The organism is Pseudomonas imperatae (genome assembly GCF_057128625.1).
Genome location: NZ_JBSKHP010000013.1, coordinates 188,095 through 211,903 on the forward strand (window position 1 = coordinate 188,095; position 23,809 = coordinate 211,903).

General features: G+C 63.1%; 19 protein-coding genes. 5 read left to right on the forward strand and 14 right to left on the reverse strand.

Annotated elements, in window-relative coordinates; all coding sequences use genetic code 11:
• Positions 1–47: 47 nt before the first annotated feature.
• The 13 genes from ACWKWX_RS18155 to yaaA all read right to left on the reverse strand — a co-directional run bounded on the left by ACWKWX_RS18155 (position 48) and on the right by yaaA (position 18,029).
• Positions 48–1,499 (reverse strand): mannose-1-phosphate guanylyltransferase/mannose-6-phosphate isomerase, encoded by a 1,452-nt coding sequence (locus tag ACWKWX_RS18155; protein WP_416422605.1) that lies wholly within the window; start codon positions 1,497–1,499, stop codon positions 48–50.
• Between the two features lie 106 nt (positions 1,500–1,605).
• On the reverse strand, positions 1,606–2,256 hold the full coding sequence (locus ACWKWX_RS18160) for an alginate O-acetyltransferase AlgF (RefSeq protein WP_027979062.1): 651 nt from the start codon (positions 2,254–2,256) through the stop codon (positions 1,606–1,608).
• A 43-nt stretch (positions 2,257–2,299) separates the two neighbouring features.
• Positions 2,300–3,448, reverse strand: a complete 1,149-nt coding sequence (locus ACWKWX_RS18165; protein WP_483828507.1) for an alginate O-acetyltransferase — start codon at positions 3,446–3,448, stop codon at positions 2,300–2,302.
• A gap of 11 nt (positions 3,449–3,459) precedes the next feature.
• Positions 3,460–5,010, reverse strand: coding sequence for an MBOAT family O-acyltransferase (locus ACWKWX_RS18170; protein ID WP_483828508.1), 1,551 nt, complete (start codon positions 5,008–5,010; stop codon positions 3,460–3,462).
• 198 nt (positions 5,011–5,208) lie between these two features.
• On the reverse strand, positions 5,209–6,336 hold the full coding sequence (locus ACWKWX_RS18175) for a mannuronate-specific alginate lyase (RefSeq protein WP_416422608.1): 1,128 nt from the start codon (positions 6,334–6,336) through the stop codon (positions 5,209–5,211).
• Positions 6,337–6,344: 8 nt separating this feature from the next.
• On the reverse strand, positions 6,345–7,796 hold the full coding sequence (locus ACWKWX_RS18180) for an alginate O-acetyltransferase (protein WP_416422609.1): 1,452 nt from the start codon (positions 7,794–7,796) through the stop codon (positions 6,345–6,347).
• A gap of 11 nt (positions 7,797–7,807) precedes the next feature.
• The gene (gene algG / locus ACWKWX_RS18185) at positions 7,808–9,400 is read right to left on the reverse strand and encodes a mannuronan 5-epimerase AlgG (RefSeq protein WP_416422610.1); all 1,593 of its coding nucleotides are present in this window, start codon (positions 9,398–9,400) and stop codon (positions 7,808–7,810) included.
• Between the two features lie 26 nt (positions 9,401–9,426).
• Complete coding sequence (locus ACWKWX_RS18190) at positions 9,427–10,905, reverse strand: alginate export family protein (protein WP_416422611.1); 1,479 nt, start codon at positions 10,903–10,905, stop codon at positions 9,427–9,429.
• Entirely contained in the window at positions 10,902–12,320 is a 1,419-nt protein-coding gene (gene algK / locus ACWKWX_RS18195; RefSeq protein ID WP_416422612.1) for an alginate biosynthesis TPR repeat lipoprotein AlgK, read from the reverse strand. Before algK ends, ACWKWX_RS18190 begins: the two co-directional genes overlap by 4 nt.
• A gap of 21 nt (positions 12,321–12,341) precedes the next feature.
• On the reverse strand, positions 12,342–13,508 hold the full coding sequence (locus ACWKWX_RS18200) for a PilZ domain-containing protein (RefSeq protein WP_416422613.1): 1,167 nt from the start codon (positions 13,506–13,508) through the stop codon (positions 12,342–12,344).
• 35 nt (positions 13,509–13,543) lie between these two features.
• On the reverse strand, positions 13,544–15,025 hold the full coding sequence (alg8, locus tag ACWKWX_RS18205) for a mannuronan synthase (protein ID WP_416422614.1): 1,482 nt from the start codon (positions 15,023–15,025) through the stop codon (positions 13,544–13,546).
• Between the two features lie 78 nt (positions 15,026–15,103).
• A complete protein-coding gene (locus ACWKWX_RS18210) occupies positions 15,104–16,420 on the reverse strand; it encodes a nucleotide sugar dehydrogenase (RefSeq protein WP_416422615.1) in 1,317 nt (438 codons plus the stop codon).
• An 829-nt stretch (positions 16,421–17,249) separates the two neighbouring features.
• On the reverse strand, positions 17,250–18,029 hold the full coding sequence (gene yaaA / locus ACWKWX_RS18215; RefSeq protein WP_483828509.1) for a peroxide stress protein YaaA: 780 nt from the start codon (positions 18,027–18,029) through the stop codon (positions 17,250–17,252).
• 212 nt (positions 18,030–18,241) lie between these two features.
• Between yaaA and ACWKWX_RS18220 the strand changes: the two genes are divergently transcribed.
• Positions 18,242–19,366: a polysaccharide deacetylase family protein gene (locus tag ACWKWX_RS18220; protein ID WP_416422617.1), complete on the forward strand. Its 1,125-nt coding sequence runs from the start codon at positions 18,242–18,244 to the stop codon at positions 19,364–19,366.
• 360 nt (positions 19,367–19,726) lie between these two features.
• Positions 19,727–21,121 carry a PhoH family protein gene (locus ACWKWX_RS18225; protein WP_416422618.1) on the forward strand — a complete coding sequence of 465 codons (1,395 nt, stop codon included), beginning with the start codon at positions 19,727–19,729 and terminating at the stop codon, positions 21,119–21,121.
• 53 nt (positions 21,122–21,174) lie between these two features.
• Here the strand turns inward: ACWKWX_RS18225 and ACWKWX_RS18230 are convergent, their stop codons facing one another.
• Positions 21,175–22,347 (reverse strand): hypothetical protein, encoded by a 1,173-nt coding sequence (locus tag ACWKWX_RS18230; RefSeq protein ID WP_483828510.1) that lies wholly within the window; start codon positions 22,345–22,347, stop codon positions 21,175–21,177.
• A 166-nt stretch (positions 22,348–22,513) separates the two neighbouring features.
• Here ACWKWX_RS18230 and moaC point away from each other — a divergent pair, with 166 nt between their 5' ends.
• From moaC to moaE, 3 genes are read left to right on the forward strand one after another with little or no spacing between them, the layout of a single operon-like run.
• Positions 22,514–22,987, forward strand: coding sequence for a cyclic pyranopterin monophosphate synthase MoaC (moaC, locus tag ACWKWX_RS18235; RefSeq protein WP_473005457.1), 474 nt, complete (start codon positions 22,514–22,516; stop codon positions 22,985–22,987).
• A complete protein-coding gene (locus tag ACWKWX_RS18240; protein ID WP_416422621.1) occupies positions 22,984–23,229 on the forward strand; it encodes a MoaD/ThiS family protein in 246 nt (81 codons plus the stop codon). The genes moaC and ACWKWX_RS18240 overlap by 4 nt, the downstream gene beginning before the upstream one ends.
• Before the next feature lie 2 nt (positions 23,230–23,231).
• Complete coding sequence (moaE, locus tag ACWKWX_RS18245; RefSeq protein WP_483828511.1) at positions 23,232–23,690, forward strand: molybdopterin synthase catalytic subunit MoaE; 459 nt, start codon at positions 23,232–23,234, stop codon at positions 23,688–23,690.
• Positions 23,691–23,809 lie beyond the last annotated feature (119 nt).

Consider the following 23,809-nt stretch of genomic DNA (forward strand, 5'->3'; position numbering starts at 1 on the left):
TGCGGATAGGGGACGCAGCGGATGAGGCAGGGGCTTACGGGGCGACCTTACTGGGCGATGGTTTTTACCGACACGCCGCGCTCGATCGGGGTGGAGCGACCGTAGATATCTTCGAAGCGCTCGATGTCGTCTTCACCCAGGTAGCTGCCCGACTGCACTTCGATGATTTCCAGGGGGATCTTGCCCGGGTTGCGCAGGCGGTGCACCGAGGCGATCGGGATGTAGGTGGACTGGTTCTCGCACAGCAGGAACACGTTCTCGTCGCAGGTCACCTCGGCGGTGCCCGACACCACGATCCAGTGCTCGGCGCGGTGGTGGTGCATCTGCAGGCTTAGGCAGGCGCCCGGTTTCACCGAGATGTGCTTGACCTGGAAGCGGCCGCCCATGTCCACCGAGTCGTACGAGCCCCAGGGGCGGTACACTTCGCAGTGGTTCTGGGTTTCGCTGCGGCCCTGCTCGTTGAGGGTGGCGACCATCTGCTTCACGCCCTGGACCTTGTCCTTGTGGGCAATCATCATCGCGTCCTTGGTTTCCACCACCACGATGTTTTCCAGGCCGATCACCGACACCAGCTTGCCGTTGCCATGGATCATGCAGTTGCGGCTGTCCTGCACCACCACGTCGCCCTTGGTGACGTTGCCGTTGGCGTCCTTCTCATGCACGTCCCACAGCGACGACCAGCAGCCTACGTCGCTCCAGCCGGCAGTCAGCGGCACCACGCAGGCGCGCTGGGTCTTTTCCATCACCGCGTAGTCGATGGAATTGTCCGGGCAGCAGGCGAAGGTGGCTTCGTCGATCTCGATGTTGTCGCCGTCCTTCACGCTGCGCTCAAGGGTGAGCATGCAGGTGTCGTAGATGTCCGGGTCGTGCTTTTTCAGCTCTTCCAGGAAGCGGCTGGCGCGGAACAGGAACATGCCGCTGTTCCAGAAGTAGCCACCGGCCTCGACGAATTCGCTGGCGCGTTTTTCATCCGGTTTCTCGACGAACTGGGCCACGCGGCTCACGCCTTCTGGCAGCAGCGCATCGTTGGTGGACTTGATGTAGCCATAACCGGTTTCCGGCTTGGTGGCCGGCACGCCGAACAGCACCATCTCGCCGCGCTCGGCGGCCACGGTGGCCAGGGCCAGGGCGCGTTGCAGGGCTTTCTGGTCGTCGATCACGTGGTCGGCGGGCAGCACCAGCATCAGCTCGTCGCGGCCTTCATTCACCAGCTTCATGGCGGTCAGGGCCACGGCTGGCGCGGTATTGCGGCCGAAGGGCTCCATCAGGATGCCCTGGGTTTCCAGCTTCAGGTTGGCCAACTGTTCGTTGACGATGAAGCGGTGATCCTTGTTGCAGACCACGATGGGGGTGTCCATGCCTTCGAACACCAGGCGCTCCAGGGTTTGCTGGAACAGCGTGTGCTCGCCGGTCAGGGCCAGGAATTGCTTGGGGAATTGCTTGCGCGAAAGCGGCCACAGACGAGAGCCACTACCACCTGACAAGATCACCGGAATCATAATGTTTCTCCATAAAACGAATGGTTAGTTAGACGCGTTGCCGTTTCTGTCTTGTTGTTGTTCCCTGCTGGCCGCCCGTTGCTGCGGGCGGCCGGCTCGATGCTTCTCAGCGGGTGGACACCGGGCGCTGTACCCAGACTGGCGACAGGCTGCTGCCTTCGCCGGTCACGTAGAGCACGGCGGCCTCGCCACGCTCCAGGGCCACGGGCTTGAGGTCGCTGACCTTCTTGTCGCCTTCGTACAGCGCCAGGCTGACTTTCACCGGGTTGATCTCGCGCTCGCCGGTGCCCTTGGCGGCCACGTCCTTGACCACGTCGGTCTTGCCGTCGGCGGTCTTCAGGGTCAGCGGCTTGTCACTGAGGTTCTGCACGCGTACCAGCGACTTCTGCTTGTTCTTGAACGGTGGCTCTTCCACCAGCTGCGGGTTGCCGTTGGTGTTGTTGACCACGGTGTAGTAGTGGTCCGAGGCCAGCTTCACCGGCAGGGTCTTGCTGCCGACCTTGGCGCTGTAGTCGCCCTGGGGCATGAAGCTGAAGTCGCTGCTGGCCAGCGGCGCGATCTCGTTGAGGTTGGTGTTGCCGACGCTGGCGCTGACTTCCTGGTTGCCGGCGTTGTAGACCCGCACGAACGCCGAGCCTTTTGGCGCGGTAGGGCCGTAGAGGGCGGCATCGCCACCGGCGAAGGCGTGTGCGGAGAGCAGGCCGGTGGCGGCAATCAGGGCAGCGGCCAGACGGTTCTTGGTGGTATGTGCGGTCATGTGCATTTCCTCTTTGCTTGTAAGGTTCGAGCTTTTCAACGGCTCAGTTGGATTGGCCCACAGCCAGGTTCTGGTTGGTATTCGGGTCTTTTTTCAGTTCGGCGATCCAGTTCGGGTCGAACTCGCCGAGGTCGTTCTTCATTGGCAGATAACGTTCCGGGAACTCCCAGATCAGCACCTGTGGCGGGCTGTTCTTGAAGGCGTCGGTTTGCAGGTACTTGAGCATCGGCAGGATCGGGCCGTGGCCGTCTTCGGCGTAGTTGACGACGTCGCTGTTGAGCGACTGCTTCAGCGCGCCCAGGAAGTTCCAGTGCGGGTTGGCGCTGTAGCTGGTGCCCACCAGGGCCACCGGGATTTCGCTGCCGCCAAACAGCGCGTCGCCGCTGTCGGCCTGCTCGCCTGCCTGGGTGGTGGTGCGCTGGGCCAGCTCATCCGGCTTGGGCAGCAGGTTGCTGAACAGCGGGTCCAGGGGCAGGAAGTTGGTCAGGTCGCCCTTGTAGGGCTTGCTGCTGTCGCTGGCAGTGACGAAGGTCTGCGGCTGGCCGCTGAGCGGCATGTGCGCGCTGATGGCGGTGCCCAGGTTGTGGGCGACCACGTCGGCGCCCATGGGCGTCCAGTGGGTGTCGGTGCGCAGGAACACCTGGCCCTGGGCCTTGGCCTGCTGCAGCGGGGCCAGCAGGTCGGGGGCGAAAATGCCGGCGGCCGCAGCCTGGGCGTGGAACTGCTGGTACAGGTCCTTGTGCAACTCGGCCGGGGCGGTGGCGCCGATGTGCTCGGGGTACAGGCGGGCCTTGGCCGGGACGATGGCCAGCACCAGCTGCACACCGTGCTGCTTGAGCTGGGCCTGCACGCCCTTGATCAGGGCGAAGTTGTCGGCTTCCACCTGGGCGCCGTTGGCCACCGGGTCGAATTCCTCGTCGCTGTACAGCCACTGGTCGCGGCCCAGCACCACGCCGGGGCGGCCTTCGTGGAACAGCTTGAAGTCCACCGCCGCCCACAGGTTGGTGCCCAGGCGCTTGATCGGGAACTGGTCGTCGTAGTGGGTTTCCACCGCCTTGGTGAACTTGCCGTTGAGCACGGTCATCTGTTGGGTGCGGTTGAAGCTGGCGAAGCTCCACAGCGACCAGAGGCCCAGGCCCAGCAGCACGGCCAGGAACAGCAGGATGTAGAGGATGCGTAATGATCGGGTCATGGTCGGCTCGCTCAGAACTGGAAGTAGAGGAACGGCGAGAAACTTTGCGCCGACAGCTTCAGGATCGAGGCCAGGAACAGCACCAGCACCAGGGTGCGCATCAGGTAGCGCGACCAGTCCACGGTCCAGTACGAGGCTTGCACCTGATGACCATGGGCGTGGGCCGCCAGCGCGGCCGGGTTATCGCCCGGGGTGGCGCGGTACAGGCCAGGTTGCGCGGTGGCCGGGCCGTTGGCTTCGGCAACCGGGGCCTTGGCTTTTGGCTTGGGCTGGTTGGTGTACAGGTCACGCAGGCCGAAGAACGCCAGGGTGATGTAGGCGATCACCAGGGTCGCCACTTGCAGGCCGGTGAGGCTGGCGGCGTTGAGCTCGGACAGGTGCCAGTCGCCGAAGCTGAACATGGCGCCGTACATGCGGTAGGCCACGTGCAGGTTCTCGGCGCGGAAGATCACCCAGCCCATGATCACCAGCAGGAAGGTCAGCGCCCAGCGAATCGGGTTCAGCGCCCGTGGCGTGGTGTTGATGCCCAGCAGGCGCTCGATGGCCAGCCACGCGCCGTGCCAGGCGCCCCAAATGATGTAGGTGAAGTTGGCGCCGTGCCACAGGCCGCCCAGCAGCATGGTCAGGAACAGGTTGCGGTAGGTGGCCAGGGTGCCTTTGCGGTTGCCGCCCAGGGTGATGTACAGATAGTCGCGCAGCCAGGTCGACAGGCTGATGTGCCAGCGGCGCCAGAACTCGGTGATCGACTGGCTGATGTAGGGCTGCTTGAAGTTTTCCATGAAGCGGAAGCCCATCATCAGGCCCAGGCCGATGGCCATGTCGCTGTAGCCGGAGAAGTCGAAGTACAGCTGCGCGGTATAGGCCAGGGCGCCCAGCCAGGCGTCGCCGGTGGTCGGTGCGGCCAGGGCGAAGCAGTGGTCGGAGACGGTGGCCAGGGTGTCGGCGATGAACACCTTCTTGATGAAGCCCTGCATGAACCGCGTGGCGCCCTCGCTGAACTTGTCGAGGGTGTGGGTGCGGTTGTTGAACTGGTCCACCAGGTCGGCGAAACGCAGCACCGGCCCGGCGATCAGGTGCGGGAAGATGGCCACGAAGGCGGCGAAGTCGATCAGGTTGCGAGTGGCCGGGGTGTCGCCGCGGTACACGTCGATGATGTAGCTGATCGATTCGAAGATGTAGAACGAGATGCCGATGGGCAACAGCACGTGCGTGAGGATGAACGGCTGCATGCCGAACGAGCTGATGATGGCGTTGATGCTCTCCACGCCGAAGTTGGCGTACTTGAAGTAGCCCAGCACGCAGAGGTCCACGGCCACGCCCAGCAGCAGCCAACGCTGCGCGGGTTTGGTACGGATGCCGGCGGCGCCTACGCGCAGGCCGATCCAGTAGTTCCACAGGGTGACCGCGGCGAACAGCGCCAGGAAGTCCACCCGCCACCAGGCATAGAACACGTAGCTGGCGACCAACAGAAGCAGGTTGCGGTAGCGATTGCCGCACAGGTAGTACAAGCCGAGAAAGACCGGCAAGAACAGGAACAGGAACACGTTAGATGAGAAAACCATCCCGATCTCTCCTTGTTTGATCCATACACAAGGGCCAAAGCCCCCCCAAACCCCCCATTTATTCCAGGGGGTAAATACATTCTGCTGGCCTGATCGTTGATCAATGTGGGAGCTGGCTTGCCAGCGAGCTTTTCAGGGCCTCAACAGCTCGCTGGCAAGCCAGCTCCCACAGGTTCAGCAGTTCCAACGTTTAATCGTTCACGAACCCTTGTTGCCTTTTTCGTGCTCGGGGTCGTAGACCTTGGTCAGGTCGCCGCCCAGGCGGAAGGTCTTGAACGGCTGCCCTTCGTGCTTGCGCTCAAGCGCGTCGGGCGGGCAGCTGTAGAGGCTGCACCAGGGCTCCAGCCAGGCGAATTTGCTGTCCACCTTGAGGTCGGTCATGTCCTGGTCCTTGCCGTTCTTGGCTTCGAAGATGTCCGGGTCCTTCACCCCGGCCAGCACCTTGTCGCCCAGGCGTTTCAGGGCACCGTTGTTTTCCTGGCGCAGGTCCACGCCGTTGGCCTGGGCGAAGCTGGCGATCATGGCCAGCGGCGGCAGGGCGTAGTTGTGGTAGGCCAGGGCACGCTGCTGGCGCTTGAGCTCGTTGGGCAGGAAGCCATCGGCGTCGACCTGGCTGGCGCCGATCTTGTATTCCTTCACCGACCAGTCGAACAGGTCACGACGGTCCAGGGCCACGGAGGCGGCCATCACCGACCAGGCCGCCCAGTACGAATGGTTGTTGGTGTGGTCCAGCGGCAGGTTGTTCCAGTCGCTCACCACCTGGTCGGCCAGGCGCCCGAACCAGGCTTCGATCACCTGGGTCTGCTGCTGGTGGGTGGCCAACGGGTGCGAGTCGGAGAACTTCAGCCGCACATACGCCGAGGCCATGCTGCCCAGTGCCCATTTGCGCATGGACTTGCCGGTGTGGTTGAAGTCCTTGGACATCAACGCGTCGGCCTGGGCCCACGTCACCATCCAGTTCAGCGCGCAATCCAGTTGCGCCGGGTTGCCGTCGCGCATGTACACCATCACCTGCTTGCTGATGCCGCGCTCCATGCTGGTGATGTCCTTGGTGGCATCGCGGAAGGCTTTGTCAGAAGTGGCGTTGAAGGTCGAACGGGTCTTGTCCGAACCTTCGTACTTGCTGCGGAACTGCAGGCTCTGGGTGTAGGGCTGCGGCATGGCCGGGCAGCCCTGGTCGTTGGGGCTGGTCTTGAACTTGTCCACGGCCGCCAGGTAACCCTGTGGCGGGTGCAGTGGCGCGGCGGCCTGGGCGTGGCCGGCGAAGATGGCCAGGCCCAGCAGGGTAGGGGCGAGCAGATGGCGTAGTGCGTTGGTGCGGTTCATGGGTAACCTCACAGTCCGGCTTGGGCGTTCTGTTGTTTCGGCGATTGCTGAACGCCAGGGAAGACGTTGCGCTTGCACACGGTGGCTTCGACTTTCTGGGCAGGTTGGCCGGCCTCTGGGCCTTCCACTTCCAGGGCCAGCAGGTTCTGCGAAGCCCAGTCCTCGTCGTTGCGCAACTCGAAGGCAAAGCGCCCGTCGGTTTCCGATGTGGTCGGTTTTTCGATCTTCAGGTCCTCATGCCGCCCGTTCAGGTACCACAGGGTGGCGTGCAGGGTCTTGACCGAGGTGTCGGCAAACTTGATGTCGATCTGGTGGTTGCCGTTGTGCAGGTCCTTGATGCCGTTGCGGCCGTTGATCAGCAACTCGTTCTTGCCGGTCTTGAGCGTGGTGCTGGCCGACAGCTCGGCGGTCTTGCCGTCGCAGCCGTTGTCCAGCAGCGACATCATCTGCCGGTAGATGGTCTCCTGGTCCAGGCGGTACAGCGGTGAGAACTCCCAGATGAGGATTTTCGGCGGGTGCTTCTGGAAGTCGTCGCTGCCCAGGTACTGCAGCATCGAGCCTTCCAGGCCGCCGCCGGGGAAGGCGACGTTAAGGATGTCGGCACCGATGTCCTGCTCCAGGAAACCCGAGAAGTTGTAGTTCTTGCCGCTGTGGCTGGTGCCCACCAGGGTGATCTGCGGGGTGCCGGCGTCGCCGAACAGGTCGCCGTCGGCGGCCTCGCCCTTGGGCTCGGTGGTGAACTGGTCCATGTACTGGATGGCGTAGCTGGTGCCGCATAGCTGGCCGGCCATGTTGTGCAGGGTACCGGTCTTGCCCATGCGGCCGGACAGGTGGGTCTCGAACTCGCGCTTGGGAATGTCGGCGAAGGCCGGCATTTTCTTCACGGTCTCGGCGACGATCTTGGCGGTGCGCTGGGCGCCGTACGGGGTCCAGTGCTGGTCACCGCGGAAGTAGAAGTCGTGGGCCTGCTGCTCGTTGGTCAGCGGCGACAGGTCCGGCACGTTGAAGCCCATGCTGGCGAAGCGCTTGAGCATGGCCTGGTAGTTCTGCAGCGCCTTGTCGTACTGGAACTTGTCGCGGTCGGCCGGGAACAGCTTGTTGCGGTCCACCAGGCCACGGGTGGGCTGGTACACCACCACCAGCTCCACGCCCTTGCTCTTGAAGGCGTCGTGCAGCTGTTGCAGGCGGCGGTAGCCCTCGGGCGTGGTGTCGAATTCGGTGCGCAGGTCTTCCTGGGTACGGAACAGCCAGTCGCCTTGGGCCTGTACCAGGGTGGTGAAGTTCTGCTGGTAGCGCGTCACGTAGTTCTTCGCGTCATGGGCGGCCGGGCACAGGCTGCAGCACGGCGCTGCCTGGTACTTGGGCGCGGCGAAGTCCTGGGCGCTGGCGCCGTTGGACGCGGCCATCATGGCGGCGGCCAGGCCGGACAGGCTGAGCAGCTTGATCAAGGTGGGGTGCATGAAATTCATCCTCAGTCCTGCATTTCGGTCTGGCGTTCGACAGGGTCGATCAGCACGGCTTTTTGTTGGCGAACCATCAGGTCCATGATTTCGGCCTGGCGGTCGCCCAGGATGCCGGTGAAGCTGATGCCGCTGGATTTGGTCGGGGCAAGCATCGACACGCGGTACATTTCAAGCGACAGCGGCGAGTCGATGGACAGCGGCCCGGTGCCGTTGCCGGCCAGTTCGCCACCCACCAGGATCAGCGAGACCTGGGCGTCGAACGGGTCGAGCTTGATGTTGCGGTCGGTGTTGCTGAGGTCCTTGATGTGCCCGTACACGCCGGTCAGGCCGTTGCCCAGGGCCTTGTTCTCGTAGAGGCGGATGTTGGTGCTGTTGCGCACGCGGATGCCGTGGCGCTTGTTGCCCAGCAGCATGTTGCCCCACAGCAGGTTGTCGGCGCTTTCGTACAGGGTGATGCCGTCGGTGTGGTTCTTGTAGATCTTGTTGTAGGCCACCAGGTTGCCCACGCTGTTACGGTCGATCACCACGCCGGACAGGTGGTTGTCGTAGCTGCGGTTGTTGATGATGAAGCTGTCGTTCACCTCGCGGGAGACGATGATGCCGTGCTTCTTCTTGGTCCCGTACACGGTGTTGTCGGCGATGATCAGGCCGTGGGAGCGGTCGTGCGGGTCGATGCCGTAGATGACGTTGTCGCGGTAGGTATTGCTCTTCACCACGAAGTCGGTGGTCTCATAGCAGTAGAAGCCGTACCACATGTCCGAGAAGGTGCTGCCGATGATCCAGCCGGTGGGCTGGGCACGGCCCATCTGTTCGCTCATGTTCGGCGTGTACTGCGAGATGCTCACCCCGTACGACTTGGACTGGTTGTAGCCCATGCTCGCCATCACGGTGTTGACCATGTAGGTCTCGGTGCCGCCCCAGGACAGCAGGAACGGGCGGAAATCCTTGGGGTCGCGGAAGGTCGACGGGCCGTTGTCGGCCTCGCGCCAGCCCAGCACCCGGGTGTCACGGATGAACAGCTTGCCGTCGTTGACGATGAACGCACCGCCCTCCTGGGACAGGCGCAGTTCCTTGGTCTGCTTGTCGATCTCGAAGGTCGCGTTGTGCCCGACCACGATCGGCAGGCGCGCCAGGTACACGCCCGGGGCGGTCTCGCGGATGTACTGCTTGGGCAGCTTGCGCACCAGCTCGGTGAGGTTGACGTAGCCGTCCTCGACGAAGATGGCCTGGGGAATGCCGTGCTGGCGGTTCACCCACTCGGCCATCTTGTTGTCGCCGCCGATGAATTCCTTGAGCACGTCTTCCTGCAGCATGCGCTTGACCACGATCTTGCCGGCCTTGCGACGGTCGATCTTGGCGGCCACGGCCTTGGCGGTGTAGCCGCTCAGGTCGGGCAGTTTCGGCGCGGCCAGCTCCAGCGACTCGGGGGCCGCGGTGGTGATGGTGTAGGTCTTGGCCTGCTGCAGGGTCTTGGCCTCGTCATCGCCCAGGGGCGGCGCCGGGTGGGCCGCCGGCGCGGCAGCCAGGGCCGCGCCGCTGGCCAGCAGCAGGGCGGTGGCCAGCAGGGCCCTGGGCCATGGCAATCTGTCTGAATTCATCATTTCCTCGCACTCCCTTCGCGGTCGCATCAGAAGCGCCAGATCACGTCGATAAAGGCGCGGTGCATGTAGCTGTCCACTTGATTGCCATAGGCCGAGCCGGGTTTGAACACACCCGCGCGCAGGCGCACCAGCGCCGAGGGCTCGTCGATGGACTGGCTCAGGGCGGCAGGCAGCAGGCCTTGCTTGAAGTACTTGCTGACCACCAGGTCCATCTCTTGGCCCAGGTCCTTGTCACCGTCAGCCAGCGGCAGCGAGCTGATGGAGGTGATGTCGGTCGGGTTTTCCGGGTCGGTGGTGGTGTTCACCGCGTCCAGGGTGCTGGTGCCGATGCCCTGGTTGCCGTCCACGCGCCAGAACTTGTGGTAGATCAGGCTGGCGTCGTATTCGTCGCGCAACTGCCAGCTGGCGAACAGCGAGGCGCTTTGCACGTTGGCCATCTCGGCCTGGTAGGCCTCGCCGAAGCGCGCCACGCGGGCACGGGTGCCGGTCCAGGTCGAGCGGTTGCTCTGCAGGCCGTTCTGTTCGTAGTCGCGGCTGGCACGCGAATAGGCGCCGCCCACTTGCCACTCGGGCGTCAGGTGCACGCGCAGGCCCAGGTCGGTGGCCCAGCCGTTGACGTGGCCACTGGTCTTGTCGCCGGCCACGGTCTGGCCGTCGACCACGTTGCTGCCGATGCTGTCGCGGTTGCCGGACATGAACGTCAGGCTGCCCCAGTAGTTGATGTTGTTCAGGTTGTCGTGGTTGTAGGCGTCGCTGTCGGCCTCAAGGCCCAGCCAGGTCAGGTCGCCGGTGCTGCTCTTGTCCGAATCGTCGATAGCCTGGCCGGTGCTCGGCAGGCTGCCGCTGTCATGGGTGTGGTGGGCGCGCACGCCAACCCACTGGCCCGGGGTCCACTGGTACGAGACGTCGCCGTAGGCGTGCAGCACGTCCTTGTCGGTGGCGGCCAGTTCGGTGAGGTCGGTGCGGTATTCGCTGAACCGCTCGGCGACGCCGGCGTGGGCGCGCAGCAGGGTGGTGTCGAAGTCCCAGTTCAGGGCCTCGATGTTGGTGTCTTTCCATTCGCCGTCGTCGTTGCGCAGGCGCTGGCGGCCGAACTTGAGGATCTCGCCGGGGTAGGGCGTGAAGCCGCTGTAGCCGACCCAGAATTCACGCATGGCCAGGTAGTTCTTTTTCTGCTCGCGGCCGCTGGCAGTGCTGTCGCTGCTGACGTTGGACTCTTGCAGGGTGTCGGTCTGGATGGTGTCGGTGGCGGTCACCAACTGGCCCATGGCGTAGGCGCTCCAGTCGCCCCATTGGCCGTACGCCCAGGGGCGCAGGTCCAGGCCCAGGCCGTTGACGTCGCCGCCGGAGCGGGTGCCCAGGTCGCGGTCGTCCTCGGACTGCAGCGTGCCTTTGACTTCGATGCCGAAGTTCTGGTCAGCGGTCAGCGCCGCCAGTGTCGGGCAGGACCAGAGCGCGGCGAAACCCAGGCCAATGCCGGCTTTCATCCATTGGTTCAGTTTCATAGCGATTTGTCCTCAGCGTCTTCGTCTTCCAGCGTCTGCAGGGCAATGCTGCTGTTCTGGTTCATGGCACCGCGCACGTGCTGCTCCTGTTGCAGCAGTTGCTGGGCCTGGGCGCGTTGGTCGGGTGTCAGGGTGGTTTCCAGCTGGGTAGCCAGGTCCAGCACCGGCTGCGCCGGTTCGGGCTGGGCCTTGGCCAGTTGCACGAACATATAGGCGTACACCGGGTTGGGCTGGGTGCCGCGGCCGCCCGAATACAGCTGTGCCAAGGCGAAGTCGGCGCTGGCCTGGCCACCGCGGGCGGCCATCAGCAGGTTGTCCACGGCTTTCTGCGGCTCGGGCTCGCCCAGGTAGCCACGGCGGTAGATCTGGCCCAGGTAGTAGTGGGCGCTGATCTGGGTAGGGGCGGCGGCCTTGAGGTGCTGCTCGGCCTTCTTCGCGTCCGGGATCACCAGCTTGCCTTCGTAGTACACCTTGCCCAGCAGCAGCTCGGCGCGCGGCTGGTCGGCGTTGCGGCCCTTGTCCAGGTACTCCATCATCTTGTCGACGTCGCCCAGTTCCGGGAAGTCGTAGAGCAGTTGCGCCAGGCTCACCCATGAGGCGGGGTACACCGGGGCGATCTTTTCCAGCATGGCCTGGGCGGTCTTCTCGTCGGTCTGGCCCAGGGTGGCGTCACCCAGCACGCGGGCCACGGCGTCCACGCGCATGGCCGGCACGGCGCCGCGGGCGTAGGCGGCCTGCAGTTGGGCCAGCAACGCTTGCTGACGGTCGGTCTGCTGGCGTTTCTGGTACACGGTGGCCAGTTCCACGTAGCACACGTCGGCCACGGTCAGGGCCTTGCGGCACAGGTTCTCGACGTCGTCCAGGTGCTGGTCGTAGGTGCCCTGGATGCGGTACACCAGCACCTGGGCCAGGTTGGCCTCGGCGTAACCGGCGGCCTGCCATTCGTTGATCTTTGCCTGGGCGTTCACGCCCGGGAAGGTGTTGGGGTATTGCAGGTAGAGCATGGCCAGCGGCGTCAGGGTGTTGCCCTCGCCGTTGGCAAAGGCTTTCTTCAGCAGGCCTTCGGCTTCGCGTTGTTCCGCCTCGGTGGGGTGCGGCTTGAGGGCCAGCAACCGGCCCAGGCGTGCCTGGGCCCGTGGCGAGGTGTCGGCCGCGGCGCGGTAGGTCGCCTCGGCCTGGCGCAGTTGCTCGGGGTCGCGGGTGCCCACCTGGATATCGGCCAGGCCGACCTGGGCTTCGGTGTAGCCCAGGTCTGCCAGTTGCTGATAGTTCTGCTGGGCCAGCGCGGTGTCGCCACGCTTCAAGGCTTCGTTGGCCAGGCGTTGGTCCGGCAGGCCGCTGCAACCGGCCAGGCCGATGGCCACGGCCAGGCCCAGCAGTGCAGATCCTGGCAATATTCTTAGAGTGCTAGCCACAGGTGTTCTCCTCGATCCCACTTACTGGCCGGCGGCCATGGCTTTGTCCATCAGCCAGTTCAGCGACGGACCACGGTCGCTGCTGACGTCCACGGCGCGGCCGGTGAGGTTGCTGTTCAGTGGCTCGTCGGGCTGGATCTGCACGCGCAGGTCCGAGGACAGGTCCAGCGGGTTGATGCTGGTGGCGTTGATGATCTTGCCCTGGCGCACGGTGCTGTCGCCGGCCACCTGGAAGTTCACGGCGGTGCCCGGGGTCACGTCGCCGAACTGGCGGTAGGCGAAGCGCGCCTCGACGTTGGCGGTGGTGTTGCGTGGTACCAGGGTGAAGATCACGTCACCCTTGCTGGCGTACTGGCCGTCGGCAACCAGCTGTTGGCCCACGGTGCAGTCACACGGCGAGGTCAGGGTGCCGGTCATCTGCTTGCCGAACAGTTCGGTGATCTTGTCCGGTTGCAGTTGGTCCGGGTCCAGGTTGCCTTTGAGCACGTCGAGCATGCTGGTGCTGAAGCTGGCCAGCGGTGCGCCTTTGGGTGCCACGCCGTCGGCGCCCACCAGGCTCTGCACGGTGCCGTCGCGGGGCATGGTGATGTTCATCGATGGTGCGGCGACCAGGCCCGCCTGGGCATGGGTCACGAAGTACAGGCCGTACACCGATTTCAGCACGAAGCCGAAGGCCGCCAGGCCCACCACGAATACGCCGGCGCTGAAGGTCACGGCTTTCAAACGGGCGAACGCCGACTGGCCACCGCCCAGTTTCTTGTCCTTGCGCGCCTTGGTGAAGTTGTCGCGCTGCAGGGTGCCCAGCACGTCGCCGACGCTGATGATCTCGCCGCTCAGGTGCGAGGTGATCAGGTGGCGCATGGTGGCTATGTCCTGCTGTTCCAGGTTCTGGAACTGGCAGCCGACGCGGCCGGTGCTGTCGTTGAACGAACGCACCTGGAACTCGATGTCCATGCCCAGGCCCAGGGTGTCGATGACGAACATCAGGCGCCCGCGGTGTACCTCACCTTCCTTCAGCGGCTTGGGCGCGTGGAAGGCCAGGCCACCGGCCGACAGGTCCTCGATGCGCACCTCGATGTTTTCCCGGTTGGGCCCCTGGTAGCGCAGCTTGGCGGGCAGCTTGACCCGGGCGTGCTGGCGCTGGGCTTCGGACTCATGCACGACATTCACGTTCACGGCGTTATTCATGGCGGTAATTCCTGGTTAATCCATTAGTGTCCGGTTCACACCATCACGAACAGCACAGCCACGAAGATGCTGGCGGCCGAGAACGTCATGGTCCGTGAAGACCAGGTGTTGAACCATTGTTGAAAGCTCGCGAGATCGCGTTTGAGCACGGTGGGCTGGCGGGTCCAGGACTGCTTGTCGAGGCGGAAGAACACGTAGATCTTCATGATCGCGCCGACGATCTGGTTGTAATACAGGATCACCGGATAGGCAGGCCCTACCGAGTGGCCCGAGCACATCAGCATGATGGTCAGGATCAATCGGGTGATGCCGATCCACAGCAGGTAACCCAGCAGGAACGCGATGTTGAACTTGAGCGTGGCGATGATGGCCGCGGTCAGGCCCAGCAGGCTGGTCCACATGGACACACGCTGGTCGAACAGCACGATGCTGGTGAACACCCCCAGGCGGCGCACGCCCAGGCCCAGCGCGCGGGAGTTCTGGCGCAGGTTGTTGCCGTACCAGCGGTACATCAGCTTGCGGCTGGCCTTGAGGAAGCTCTTCTCCGGCGGGTGCTCCACGGTGTTGATCGCGGCATCGGGCACGTAGAAGGTGTCGTAGCCCAAGCGCATCAGGCTGAACCAGCTGGACTTGTCGTCACCGGTAAGGAACTTGAAGCGGCCCAGGCGCCAATGCTCCAGGGAGTCGCTTTCCACGTCGGCGATGAACTCGGGGTTGGTGACCACGGTGGCGCGGAACACCGACATGCGCCCGGTCATGGTCAGCACGCGCTTGGACAGGGCCATGGAGCACATGTTGATGTGGCGCTGGGCGAAGCGCAGCTTGTGCCATTCGCTCATGATGTAGCCGCCGCGCACTTCGCAGAACTCGTTGGTGGTCAGGCCGCCGACGTTGTCGTAGAGCTTGAACCAGGGCACGGTCTTGCGCACGCAGCCGTCGGCCAGCACGGTGTCGCCGTCGATCACCGCTACTACCGCGTTGTCGTCGGGCAGGTGGCGGGAGATGGCGCGGAAGCCGAAGGCCAGGCCGTCGCGCTTGCCGGTGCCGGCGATGCGCACGAAGTCCAGGGAGACCCGGTCAGGGGGAGCCATCTTGGCCCACAGCGCCTTGACCAGCAGTTCATCGGACATTTCCACCAGCGAGCACACCACGGTGGTGGGGTAGCCGCAGTTGATGGCTTCGCGGATCACCGAGCTGTACACCTGGGCGGTGGTCAGGGCGTCGATGCGGAAACTGGTGACCATCAGGAACACATGGCTGGGGTCTGCCGCGGCGCCCAGCTTGCGGACCTTGCGGCGCAGGTGCGGGTACACCACGTACAGGAACAGCATGCCGCGCACGAAGTGCGTGGCGCCCATCGAATAGCGCCAGATACCCACGGCGCCAATCAGGAAAATGAAGTCTTTCGACTGCGAGTCGAAAAGAGTGGTTGGCAACGCCAGGGCGAGTGCCATCAGCAATGTCAGGTAGAACAACCATCCGGCGGCCTGGAGTAGACCGTGTTTTAGCCTGTGCATGATCTGCGTCCGTATCGATTGTCGGTCATTGCGGGGTAGGGGAGCGGGCCTGCCGGCGAACCGGCAGGCCCGTAGGCCTTACCAGCAGATGCCTTCAGTGCGGGCTTCCGGGCAGGTGGTGTTGGGCATGAAGCCCACCAGGTCGATGACCTGCTTGCCGTGTGGCACCGATTGCACCAGCGCACGGAATTTCTCGTCGCGGTTGCCCAGGATGATCACGTCGGAGTTGTCGATGACGCCCTCGAAGTCCGAGTCCAGCAGCGACGACACGTGGGGGATCTTCGACTCGATGTAGTCCTTGTTAGCGCCGTGGACACGGGCGTACTCGACGTTGCTGTCGTAGATCTTCAGGTCGAAGCCCTTGCCGATCAGCATCTCGGCCAGCTCTACCAGCGGGCTTTCGCGCAGGTCGTCGGTGCCAGCCTTGAAGCTCAGGCCCAGCAGGGCGACCTTGCGCTTGTCGTGGCTGGAGATGATGTCGAAGGCGTTCTGCACCTGGGACACGTTGCTGCGCATCAGCGAGTTGAGCAGCGGCGCGTCCACGTCCAGGGAGCTGGCGCGGTAGGTCAGGGCGCGTACGTCCTTGGGCAGGCACGAGCCGCCGAAGGCGAAGCCTGGGCGCATGTAGTACTGCGACAGGTTCAGGGCCTTGTCCTGGCAGACCACGTCCATCACTTCGCGGCCATCGACGCCGACTGCCTTGGCAATGTTGCCGATTTCGTTGGCGAAGGTGACCTTGGTGGCGTGCCACACGTTGCAGGTGTACTTGATCATCTCGGCCACTTCGATGTCCTTGCGGATGATCGGCGCGTCGAGCTCTTCGTACAGGGACTGCAGGGCATCACCGGAGGCGGTGTCGAACTCGCCGATGACAGTCATCGGTGGGTGGTCGTAGTCCTTGATGGCGGTGGATTCGCGCAGGAACTCGGGGTTCACGGCCACGCCGAAGTCGACGCCGGCCTTCTTGCCCGAGCAGTCTTCGAGGATCGGGATCACCACGTTCTTGACGGTGCCCGGCAGCACGGTGCTGCGTACTACGATGGTGTGGCGGGTGGTCTTGTCACGCAGCACGAAACCGATTTCACGGCACACCGATTCGATGTAGTTCAGTTCCAGGTCGCCGTTCTTCTTGCTCGGCGTGCCGACGCACAGCATCGACAGATCCGTGTCACGAATGGCTTCGGAGAAGTCGGTGGTGCCACGCAGGCGGCCACTTTGAATTCCCTGTGCCAACAGCTCTTCCAGACCCGGTTCGACAATAGGCGATTTACCGTTGTTGATAAGGTCAATCTTGGCCTTGGAAATATCCACGCCAACCACGTCGTGACCGCGTGCAGACAGGCAACCGGCACAGACTGCACCGACATAACCCAAACCGAAGATGCTGATACGCATCGCATTCACCTCATGTGTTATCGCGCCGACTCAAACAAGTAAGAGCCAGACCGGGTTTAATTAACCAGCAGTATTCGCGCACTCGGAAGTGTGACAATTGAATGTCATGCTCCCGCTTGCAGGCATATATTTAAAAGTGAGTGCGCAATAATGCACTCAAGTAGCGCAGCACGTGGCCGTGTCGTGGGCTTGTGCCCTAGTGTGTAGCCAGCCTGTAGTACAAAGACGACTTCCTAGCTTGCAGTGCTGACTGCTGTCTTGGCTATCCGCCAATGAAATCAAGCACTAAGACGCTTTGCAGGAGCTCGGTATACGAGGCTCTGGCGTGGCCATGTCAAAGATTACTTTTGGTGCGTTCTCTCCTGAGATCAACTTCCGGTCATAACCATGACCGTTGTTTGCAAGTTGTTCGAACGATAAGGCTCGAATCGTTCCCTGTTTCGCTGTAGGTCATCTCTCACATAGCGCTCGAGAATCGTTACGGGTGGTATGAGCTATTGGATTTGAAATTAGTTCCTGATGTCATTCCGCTCGGATGACAAAATCTTCAAGAAATTCATGGTTACAAATGCTTTCATTCTGATAGCACTGTAGGGTTTTATCCTGCGGGGCTGGGGACTTGCGGAGCTATCATGTTTTTGTGCCAGCATTCAAAAAAAAGTCGTCAAAAAAAGCGAAGTTTTCTGAACGGGAGCTGAATGAAGGACGGCAATCATCTAATTTGACGGCTATTTGACGCCATTCGGTTGGCGGGTGGTGGCACTCTGCACTTTTTTGCAGGGGTAGCGGTGCCCGTTTTGTAGGACAAAACGGTGCACCGAAAGGAGGCTCAGTCGGCGGGGTAGTCGCGCAGGAAAACCAGATTGTCGGGTTTCGACTGTTCGGCGCTGAAGTAGTAACCCTGCTGGTCGAACTGCTTGAGCTGCTGCGGGTCGTTGATGCGTTCCTGGATGACGAAGCGGCTCATCATGCCCCGGGCCTTCTTGGCGTAGAAGCTGATGATCTTGTACTGGCCGTTCTTCAGGTCCTTGAACTCGGTGTTGATGATGCGGGCCTTGAGGGCCGTGCGCTTGACCGCCGAGAAGTACTCGGTGGAGGCCAGGTTCAGCAGCAGGTCGTCGCCCTGCTCAGCCAGGGTGTCGTTCAGCCATTCGCTGATGCGCGTGCCCCAGAAGGCGTACAGGTCCTTGCCGCGGGCGTTGGCCAGCTTGGTGCCCATTTCCAGGCGGTAGGGCTGCATCAGGTCCAGCGGGCGCAGCAGGCCGTACAGCCCTGAGAGCATGCGCAGGTGGTCCTGGGCGTAGCTGAAATCGGCGTCGGTGAGGCTGTTGGCGTCGAGGCCGGTGTACACGTCGCCTTTAAAGGCCAACAGGGCCTGCTTGGCGTTGTCGGGCGTGAAGGCCGGGTTCCAGCTGCCGAAGCGCGCGGCGTTCAGGCCGGCCAGTTTGTCGGACAGGTGCATCAGCTCGCTGATTTGCGCCGGGGCCAGCTCGCGCAGGATCTGGATCAGTTCCTGGCTGTGGTCAAGGTACTGCGGCTGGGTGAAGCGATCGGTTACGGGGGGCGTTTCGTAATCCAGGGTCTTGGCGGGGGAAATCACCGTCAGCATGAAATCGTCTCCATTTATCGTGGCCGCGATTTTAGGGGGTGGGGGCGGGGAACTCCATCTATTAGGGCGATAGAGGATCGGCGGTGCTGCCGGACGCGGCCTGCGGCCGCTGCTACAGGGAGGGTTTCCCCGCCCCGTAGCAGCTGCCGCAGGCTGCGTCCGGCGCCCGCGCGGTCTATCATGGCACCGCCCCCTTGGATGGAGATCCGCCCTTGCGCCTTGCCTGCCTGCTATTTGCCGCCCTTGCCAGCCTTGGCGCCCAGGCCGCCGTGCCGCCGCCGGTCGCCACCATCGAGCGCAGCGCCTGGCCCGAGACGCTGAGCACCCCGGCGCTGTTCGACGTGGCCTCGCGTGCGGAAATCCTCATGTTCGCCCACGTGCTGTTGCAATCCGAAGCCCTGGGCGAAGCCGACCTGGCCGACCGCCTGGACCTGCGCACGGTGAACATGGTGGCCATCAACGACCTGCGCCAGCAGCTGTGGCAGCGCCTGTGGAAGAACTACGACGCGGCGCAGCAGAGCTGCGACCAGGACGCTTCATTCTGTTTCGCCATCGACAGCCTCGACGACCTGCGCACCCAGGCCAACAATTTCGCCGTGGCGCCGGATTCCTTCTATGCCAACTGGGGGGCGCCGGCGCGGGTGTTCGACCTGATCTACGTCGACGAGCTGCTGCGCAAGGCTGCGCTGGCGCCACAGATCAGCAGCGAAGTGCTGAAAATCTCCGATAATGAGCTGAACGGCAGTGATTTCAACGACCGGGTGTTCCTGCTGACGTTCGACAGTGGCCCCAGCGTCGCCGTGGGCGGCACCGAGTGGGTCACCGACTACCTGCGCAAGCAGAGCATCAACGCCACCTTCTTCGTGCTCGGGCAGAGCTTCAGCAACCGTCGCGACAAGGGCGAGCCGGGCAGCCTGGTTGCTCTTTATAAAGGCCAGTGCGTGGGCGTGCAGGGCTGGCAGTACCGCTCCCATGCCGACTGGAACGACTGGCAGGGCTCCATCACCCGCAGCACCACCCTGGTGGAAAACGAACTGCCGGACAACTATGTGCCGCTGTTCCGCCCGCCCTATGGCACCCGTCGCGCCGACGCCGATACCTTCCTGGGCACGCAACAGATGAAGGTGGCGCTGTGGGACATCGACTCCCAGGACAGCAACGCCCAGCTCACCGCCGAGCAGAGCGCCCAGCGCGTGCTGACCCTGATGCTGTTGTGGCGCCATGGCGTGATCGATTTTCACGATACCCAGGCCAAAGTGCAGGTGGCGTTGCCCTGGCTGCTCACCCAGACGGCCCAGGCGGGCATCGGCTGGCAGGATTGCCGGCAGTTTCAGTAACCGGGCGTCACAGCCAATGTTTACGGGCACGGCGAGGCTGGAACGGTAAAATTTCCAGGGCAGCAGGAGGGGGGTGGACTTCTGACTTTACCGGTGGTTTTGACCCGCGCCAAGCGTTATTCGTCATGCAGAAAAATAAACTTCAAAAAAGCGTCAAAGTGCTTTTTAACGTCATGGGTTTTGCGGTATTACGAAGTTAGATCGCCGAACCCTGCAGCACAGGTGGCGTCGTCACCCGGCCCACCGCAGTTGCAGTTCCACACGTCCACAGCCCTCTGGGAGGTGCGGAAACGGCGGTCACTTCGCGGCGCAGCACCGTTCAGGTATTGCGTCGAACGGCTCTCTCAAAGGTGACCGAGTATGGATGATCAAGGACGCACCATTTCTTCCGACAAGCCAATCCTTTATGTGCTCGATACCAATGTACTGATCCACGATCCAAACGCGTTGCTGAACTTCGAGGAACACCACGTCGCCATCCCCATGACGGTGCTGGAAGAGCTGGACAAGCTCAAGAGCGGCAAGCAGTCGGTGGCTGCCGAGTGTCGGCAAGCCATCCGCCTGATCGACCAGACCCTGGGCGACGCCTGCCCTGCGGACGTGGAACTGGGGGTGCCGATCCAGCGTGGCAAGGGTGCACCGAAAGGTTTCCTGTCCATTCTCATGACCAAGGGCGGCCCGCCCACCACCGTGCTGCCGGGCAACCTCAACGACAACATCATCATCAACCAGCTGGTTGACTTGCACCAACGCAAGAAAGACTGGGACGTGGTCCTGGTCACCAAAGACATCAACATGCGCCTCAAGGCCCGTGCCTGCGGCATCGCGGCCGAGGACTACAGCACCGACCAGTTGGTGGACGACGTCTCCCTGCTGTCGCGCGGCTACCACGAAATGACCGGCTCGTTCTGGGACCGCGTCAGCAAGGTCGAAACCCGCCAGGACCATGGCCGCACCTGGCACCGCGTGCAGTTGCAGGAACAGCTGCCGGCCGTGCACATCAACGAGTTCGTCATTGATGAGCAGGGCTTCGTCGGCTGGATCAAGGGCGTGAAGGACGATGAGCTGGTGCTGCTCGACCTGCACCAGGAACCGCTGTTGCACCAGGAAGCCTGGGGCCTGAAACCGCGTGACATTCATCAGGCGCTGGCGCTGTTCGCGCTGTTGGACCCGGACATCCACCTGGTCAACCTGACCGGCGCCGCCGGTTCGGGCAAGACCATCCTGGCCCTGGCGGCGGCCATCGAACAGACCATGGTGAGCAAGCGCTACCGCCGTATCATCGCCACGCGCAGCGTGCAGGGGCTGGATCAGGAGATCGGCTTCCTGCCGGGCACCGAGGCGGAGAAGATGGAACCTTGGCTGGGGGCCATCACCGACAACCTCGAAGCCCTGCACATGGACGATGAAAACACCCACGGCAGTGTTGACTACATCCTCAGCAAGGTGCCGCTGCAGTTCAAGTCGCTGAACTACATCCGTGGCCGCAGCTTCCAGCAGAGCCTGATCCTGATCGATGAGTGCCAGAACCTAACGCCGCACCAGATGAAGACCATCATCACCCGTGCCGGCGCCGGTTCCAAGGTGATCTGCCTGGGCAACCTGGCGCAGATCGACACCCCGTACCTGTCGGCGCCAAGCTCGGGCCTGACCTACCTGACCGAGCGTTTCAAGGACTTCCCCAATGGGGTGCACATCACCCTTCAAGGGGTACCGCGCTCGATTCTGGCGGAGTACGCGGAGTCGCATCTGTAAGGTTGACGGAAGTTGGCCAAACGCCGCCCTTGTTCACGCAACGGCGGCGTTTTTCATGGGTTGGCGTCGAACACCAGGGTCACATCGCCTTGATAGCTGGCGCCCCGGAAGCCTGCGAGCATCTTTCTGACATCGGCGTGCGATACATCGAAGTGCACGTGCCCGGGTTGACTGGAAACGTTGCCCGCCGGGCTCAACAGCCTGGCGTTGGCAGCGCCCACGCCCAGGGGTAGCCGGGTGACTGGCTGGCCGTTGTGGCTGAAGGTTGCCGGCAGGCTCAGCGCAACGTGCACCGGCGTTACATCGTTGGATGGCCGCGTGACCATGTTGCAGAACTCGGAACTGGCACCATATTGGCAGGTCATGTACACCGCAAACGGGCTTGAGGCCCATATTTTCAGCGGGGCGTCATGGAACAGGCGCGGTGGTATCGCATTGGTGGTCTGCCAGGCTTTCCAGCCGCCTGGCGGCAGCACCTCGACCTGCCTGCCGCTGTCGGGCATCTCCACCTGCATGTCGTGCTTGACCTCCAGTTCGATGCGGAAGCGAATATTGTTCGCGCTCATACGGGTGGTATTGCCGAAATCGAAGCCGTTTCCCTGGCCGATCGGGTAATCGATATGGCCTTCCCACAGGCCGGGGGTGAGGCTGGACGGCTCCGGGAAGTCTGCGAAATACGACAGCATGAAATCGCTGACTTCGGAGTACTGGAGGTTAGGCAGCGCTGCAGCGGCGGTAGCCGTACAAGGCTGTTGTGCATTGGGGTAGGGCGTGTTCCAGAGAAACCTCGAGTAACCGTTTCCTCCCAGCATCCCCTGAGGGGCCGTGCAGCCGCGTACCCCCGCGCCCACGGCGCCTTCGGTCTGGTGGGTGACTTTCTGGCTGATATAACCGAACGCCAGGGTGGCGGTTGCCGTTTCCTGAGTATCACGGTTGATCAGCATGACGTTCTGGCGAGAGGGCAGACGCACGTGCACTCGGTCGCGGTCATCCGTAGCCGCGAGGTTCACCGTCTTGCTGTACTCGAACGGAACATCGATGGTGCGTGAAGTGACGCACATGTTCCACGTGCCACTGAAGCGTGAAGGCGTGGTCAGGTCCACCACCCTGTCTCTCTCCACCCTGGCCTTGATCAGCGCCTCGGCGGCATGGGTGGTCTGCATGCCCAGGCATAGAAGCCCGTACAGCAGGGCGCGGACGAGCGCCATGGAAGTGAGGTTCGGCATGACTGTGCTCCAGCGAATCAGAAAGCGCGAGTATCGTGACGTCACGCGTATTGCAAAGCCGGACAGATCCGAAGCCAACTTAGGAAATATCCGACGGCGCCCCCCGCAGGTGCATCGCCACCGCCCCGGGTTTACAATCCCCCCTCCGCCCCCAGGAGCAAGGCAAGTGCTGACCCATCTCGATTCCCAAGGCCATGCCAACATGGTCGACGTCACCGAAAAAGCCGTGACGTCCCGCGAAGCCGTGGCCCAGGCGCGGGTGCGCATGCTGCCTGCCACCCTGCAGATGATCGTCGACGGTGACCACCCCAAGGGTGACGTGTTCGCTGTGGCGCGCATTGCTGGCATCCAGGCAGCGAAGAAGACCAGCGACCTGATTCCGCTGTGCCACCCGTTGATGCTCACCAGCGTCAAGGTGCAGCTGAGCGCCGACGGCGCCGACGCCGTGCTGATCGTGGCGCGCTGCAAGCTGGCCGGGCAGACCGGGGTGGAAATGGAAGCGCTGACCGCCGCCAGCGTCGCCGCGCTGACCATTTACGACATGTGCAAGGCCGTGGACAAGGGCATGACCATCGAGAGCGTGCGCCTGCTGGAGAAAATCGGCGGCAAGAGCGGCCACTACCAGGCGGAGCAGGCATGAACGTCAACATCGTTTATTTCGCCCGTTACCGTGAAGCCATGGGCATGGATGGCGAAGCGCTGGTGGGCACCTTCAGCACCCTCGAAGACGTACGCCAGGAGCTGCTGGAACGCGGCGGCAACTGGAGCGTGCTGGGCGAAGCCAACCTGATGTGCGCGCGCAACCAGGACCTGTGCAAGCTCGACGAGCCGGTGGCCGACGGCGACGAAGTGGCGTTCTTTCCGCCCGTGACCGGGGGTTGACCATGACCGTTCGTGTGCAGGCCGAGCCGTTCGACCCAGGCGTGGAAGTGAACGCCATGCACGCTGCCAACGTCGGCGTGGGCGCGGTGGTGAGTTTCGTGGGGTACGTGCGGGACTTTAATGATGGCCTGGATGTGGCCGGCATGTTCCTTGAGCATTACCCGGGCATGACCGAGAAGGCCCTGGGCAAGATCGTGGTGGAGGCCGAGCAGCGCTGGCCGCTGCTGAAGGTCGAGGTGCTGCACCGCATCGGCGCCCTGGCGCCGGGCGAGCCCATCGTCTTCGTCGGCGTGGCCAGCGCCCACCGGCAGGCGGCGTTCGACGCCTGCAACTTCATCATGGATTACCTGAAAACCCGCGCGCCGTTCTGGAAGAAGGAACAGACCGGGGCAGGGGAGCGCTGGGTGGAAGGCAAGGCCAGCGACAACCAGGCGGCTGACCGCTGGGACTTGCCTGCTTAGCTGCGACCTTCTTTAGACCGCGTCGTCTGCATCGCGACTAAAGTCTGATCTGGTCAACCAATCCCGGACATTTGTTTAGGAGCTACGCCGCCAGCCTTTCATGCTCCACCGGCGTGCGG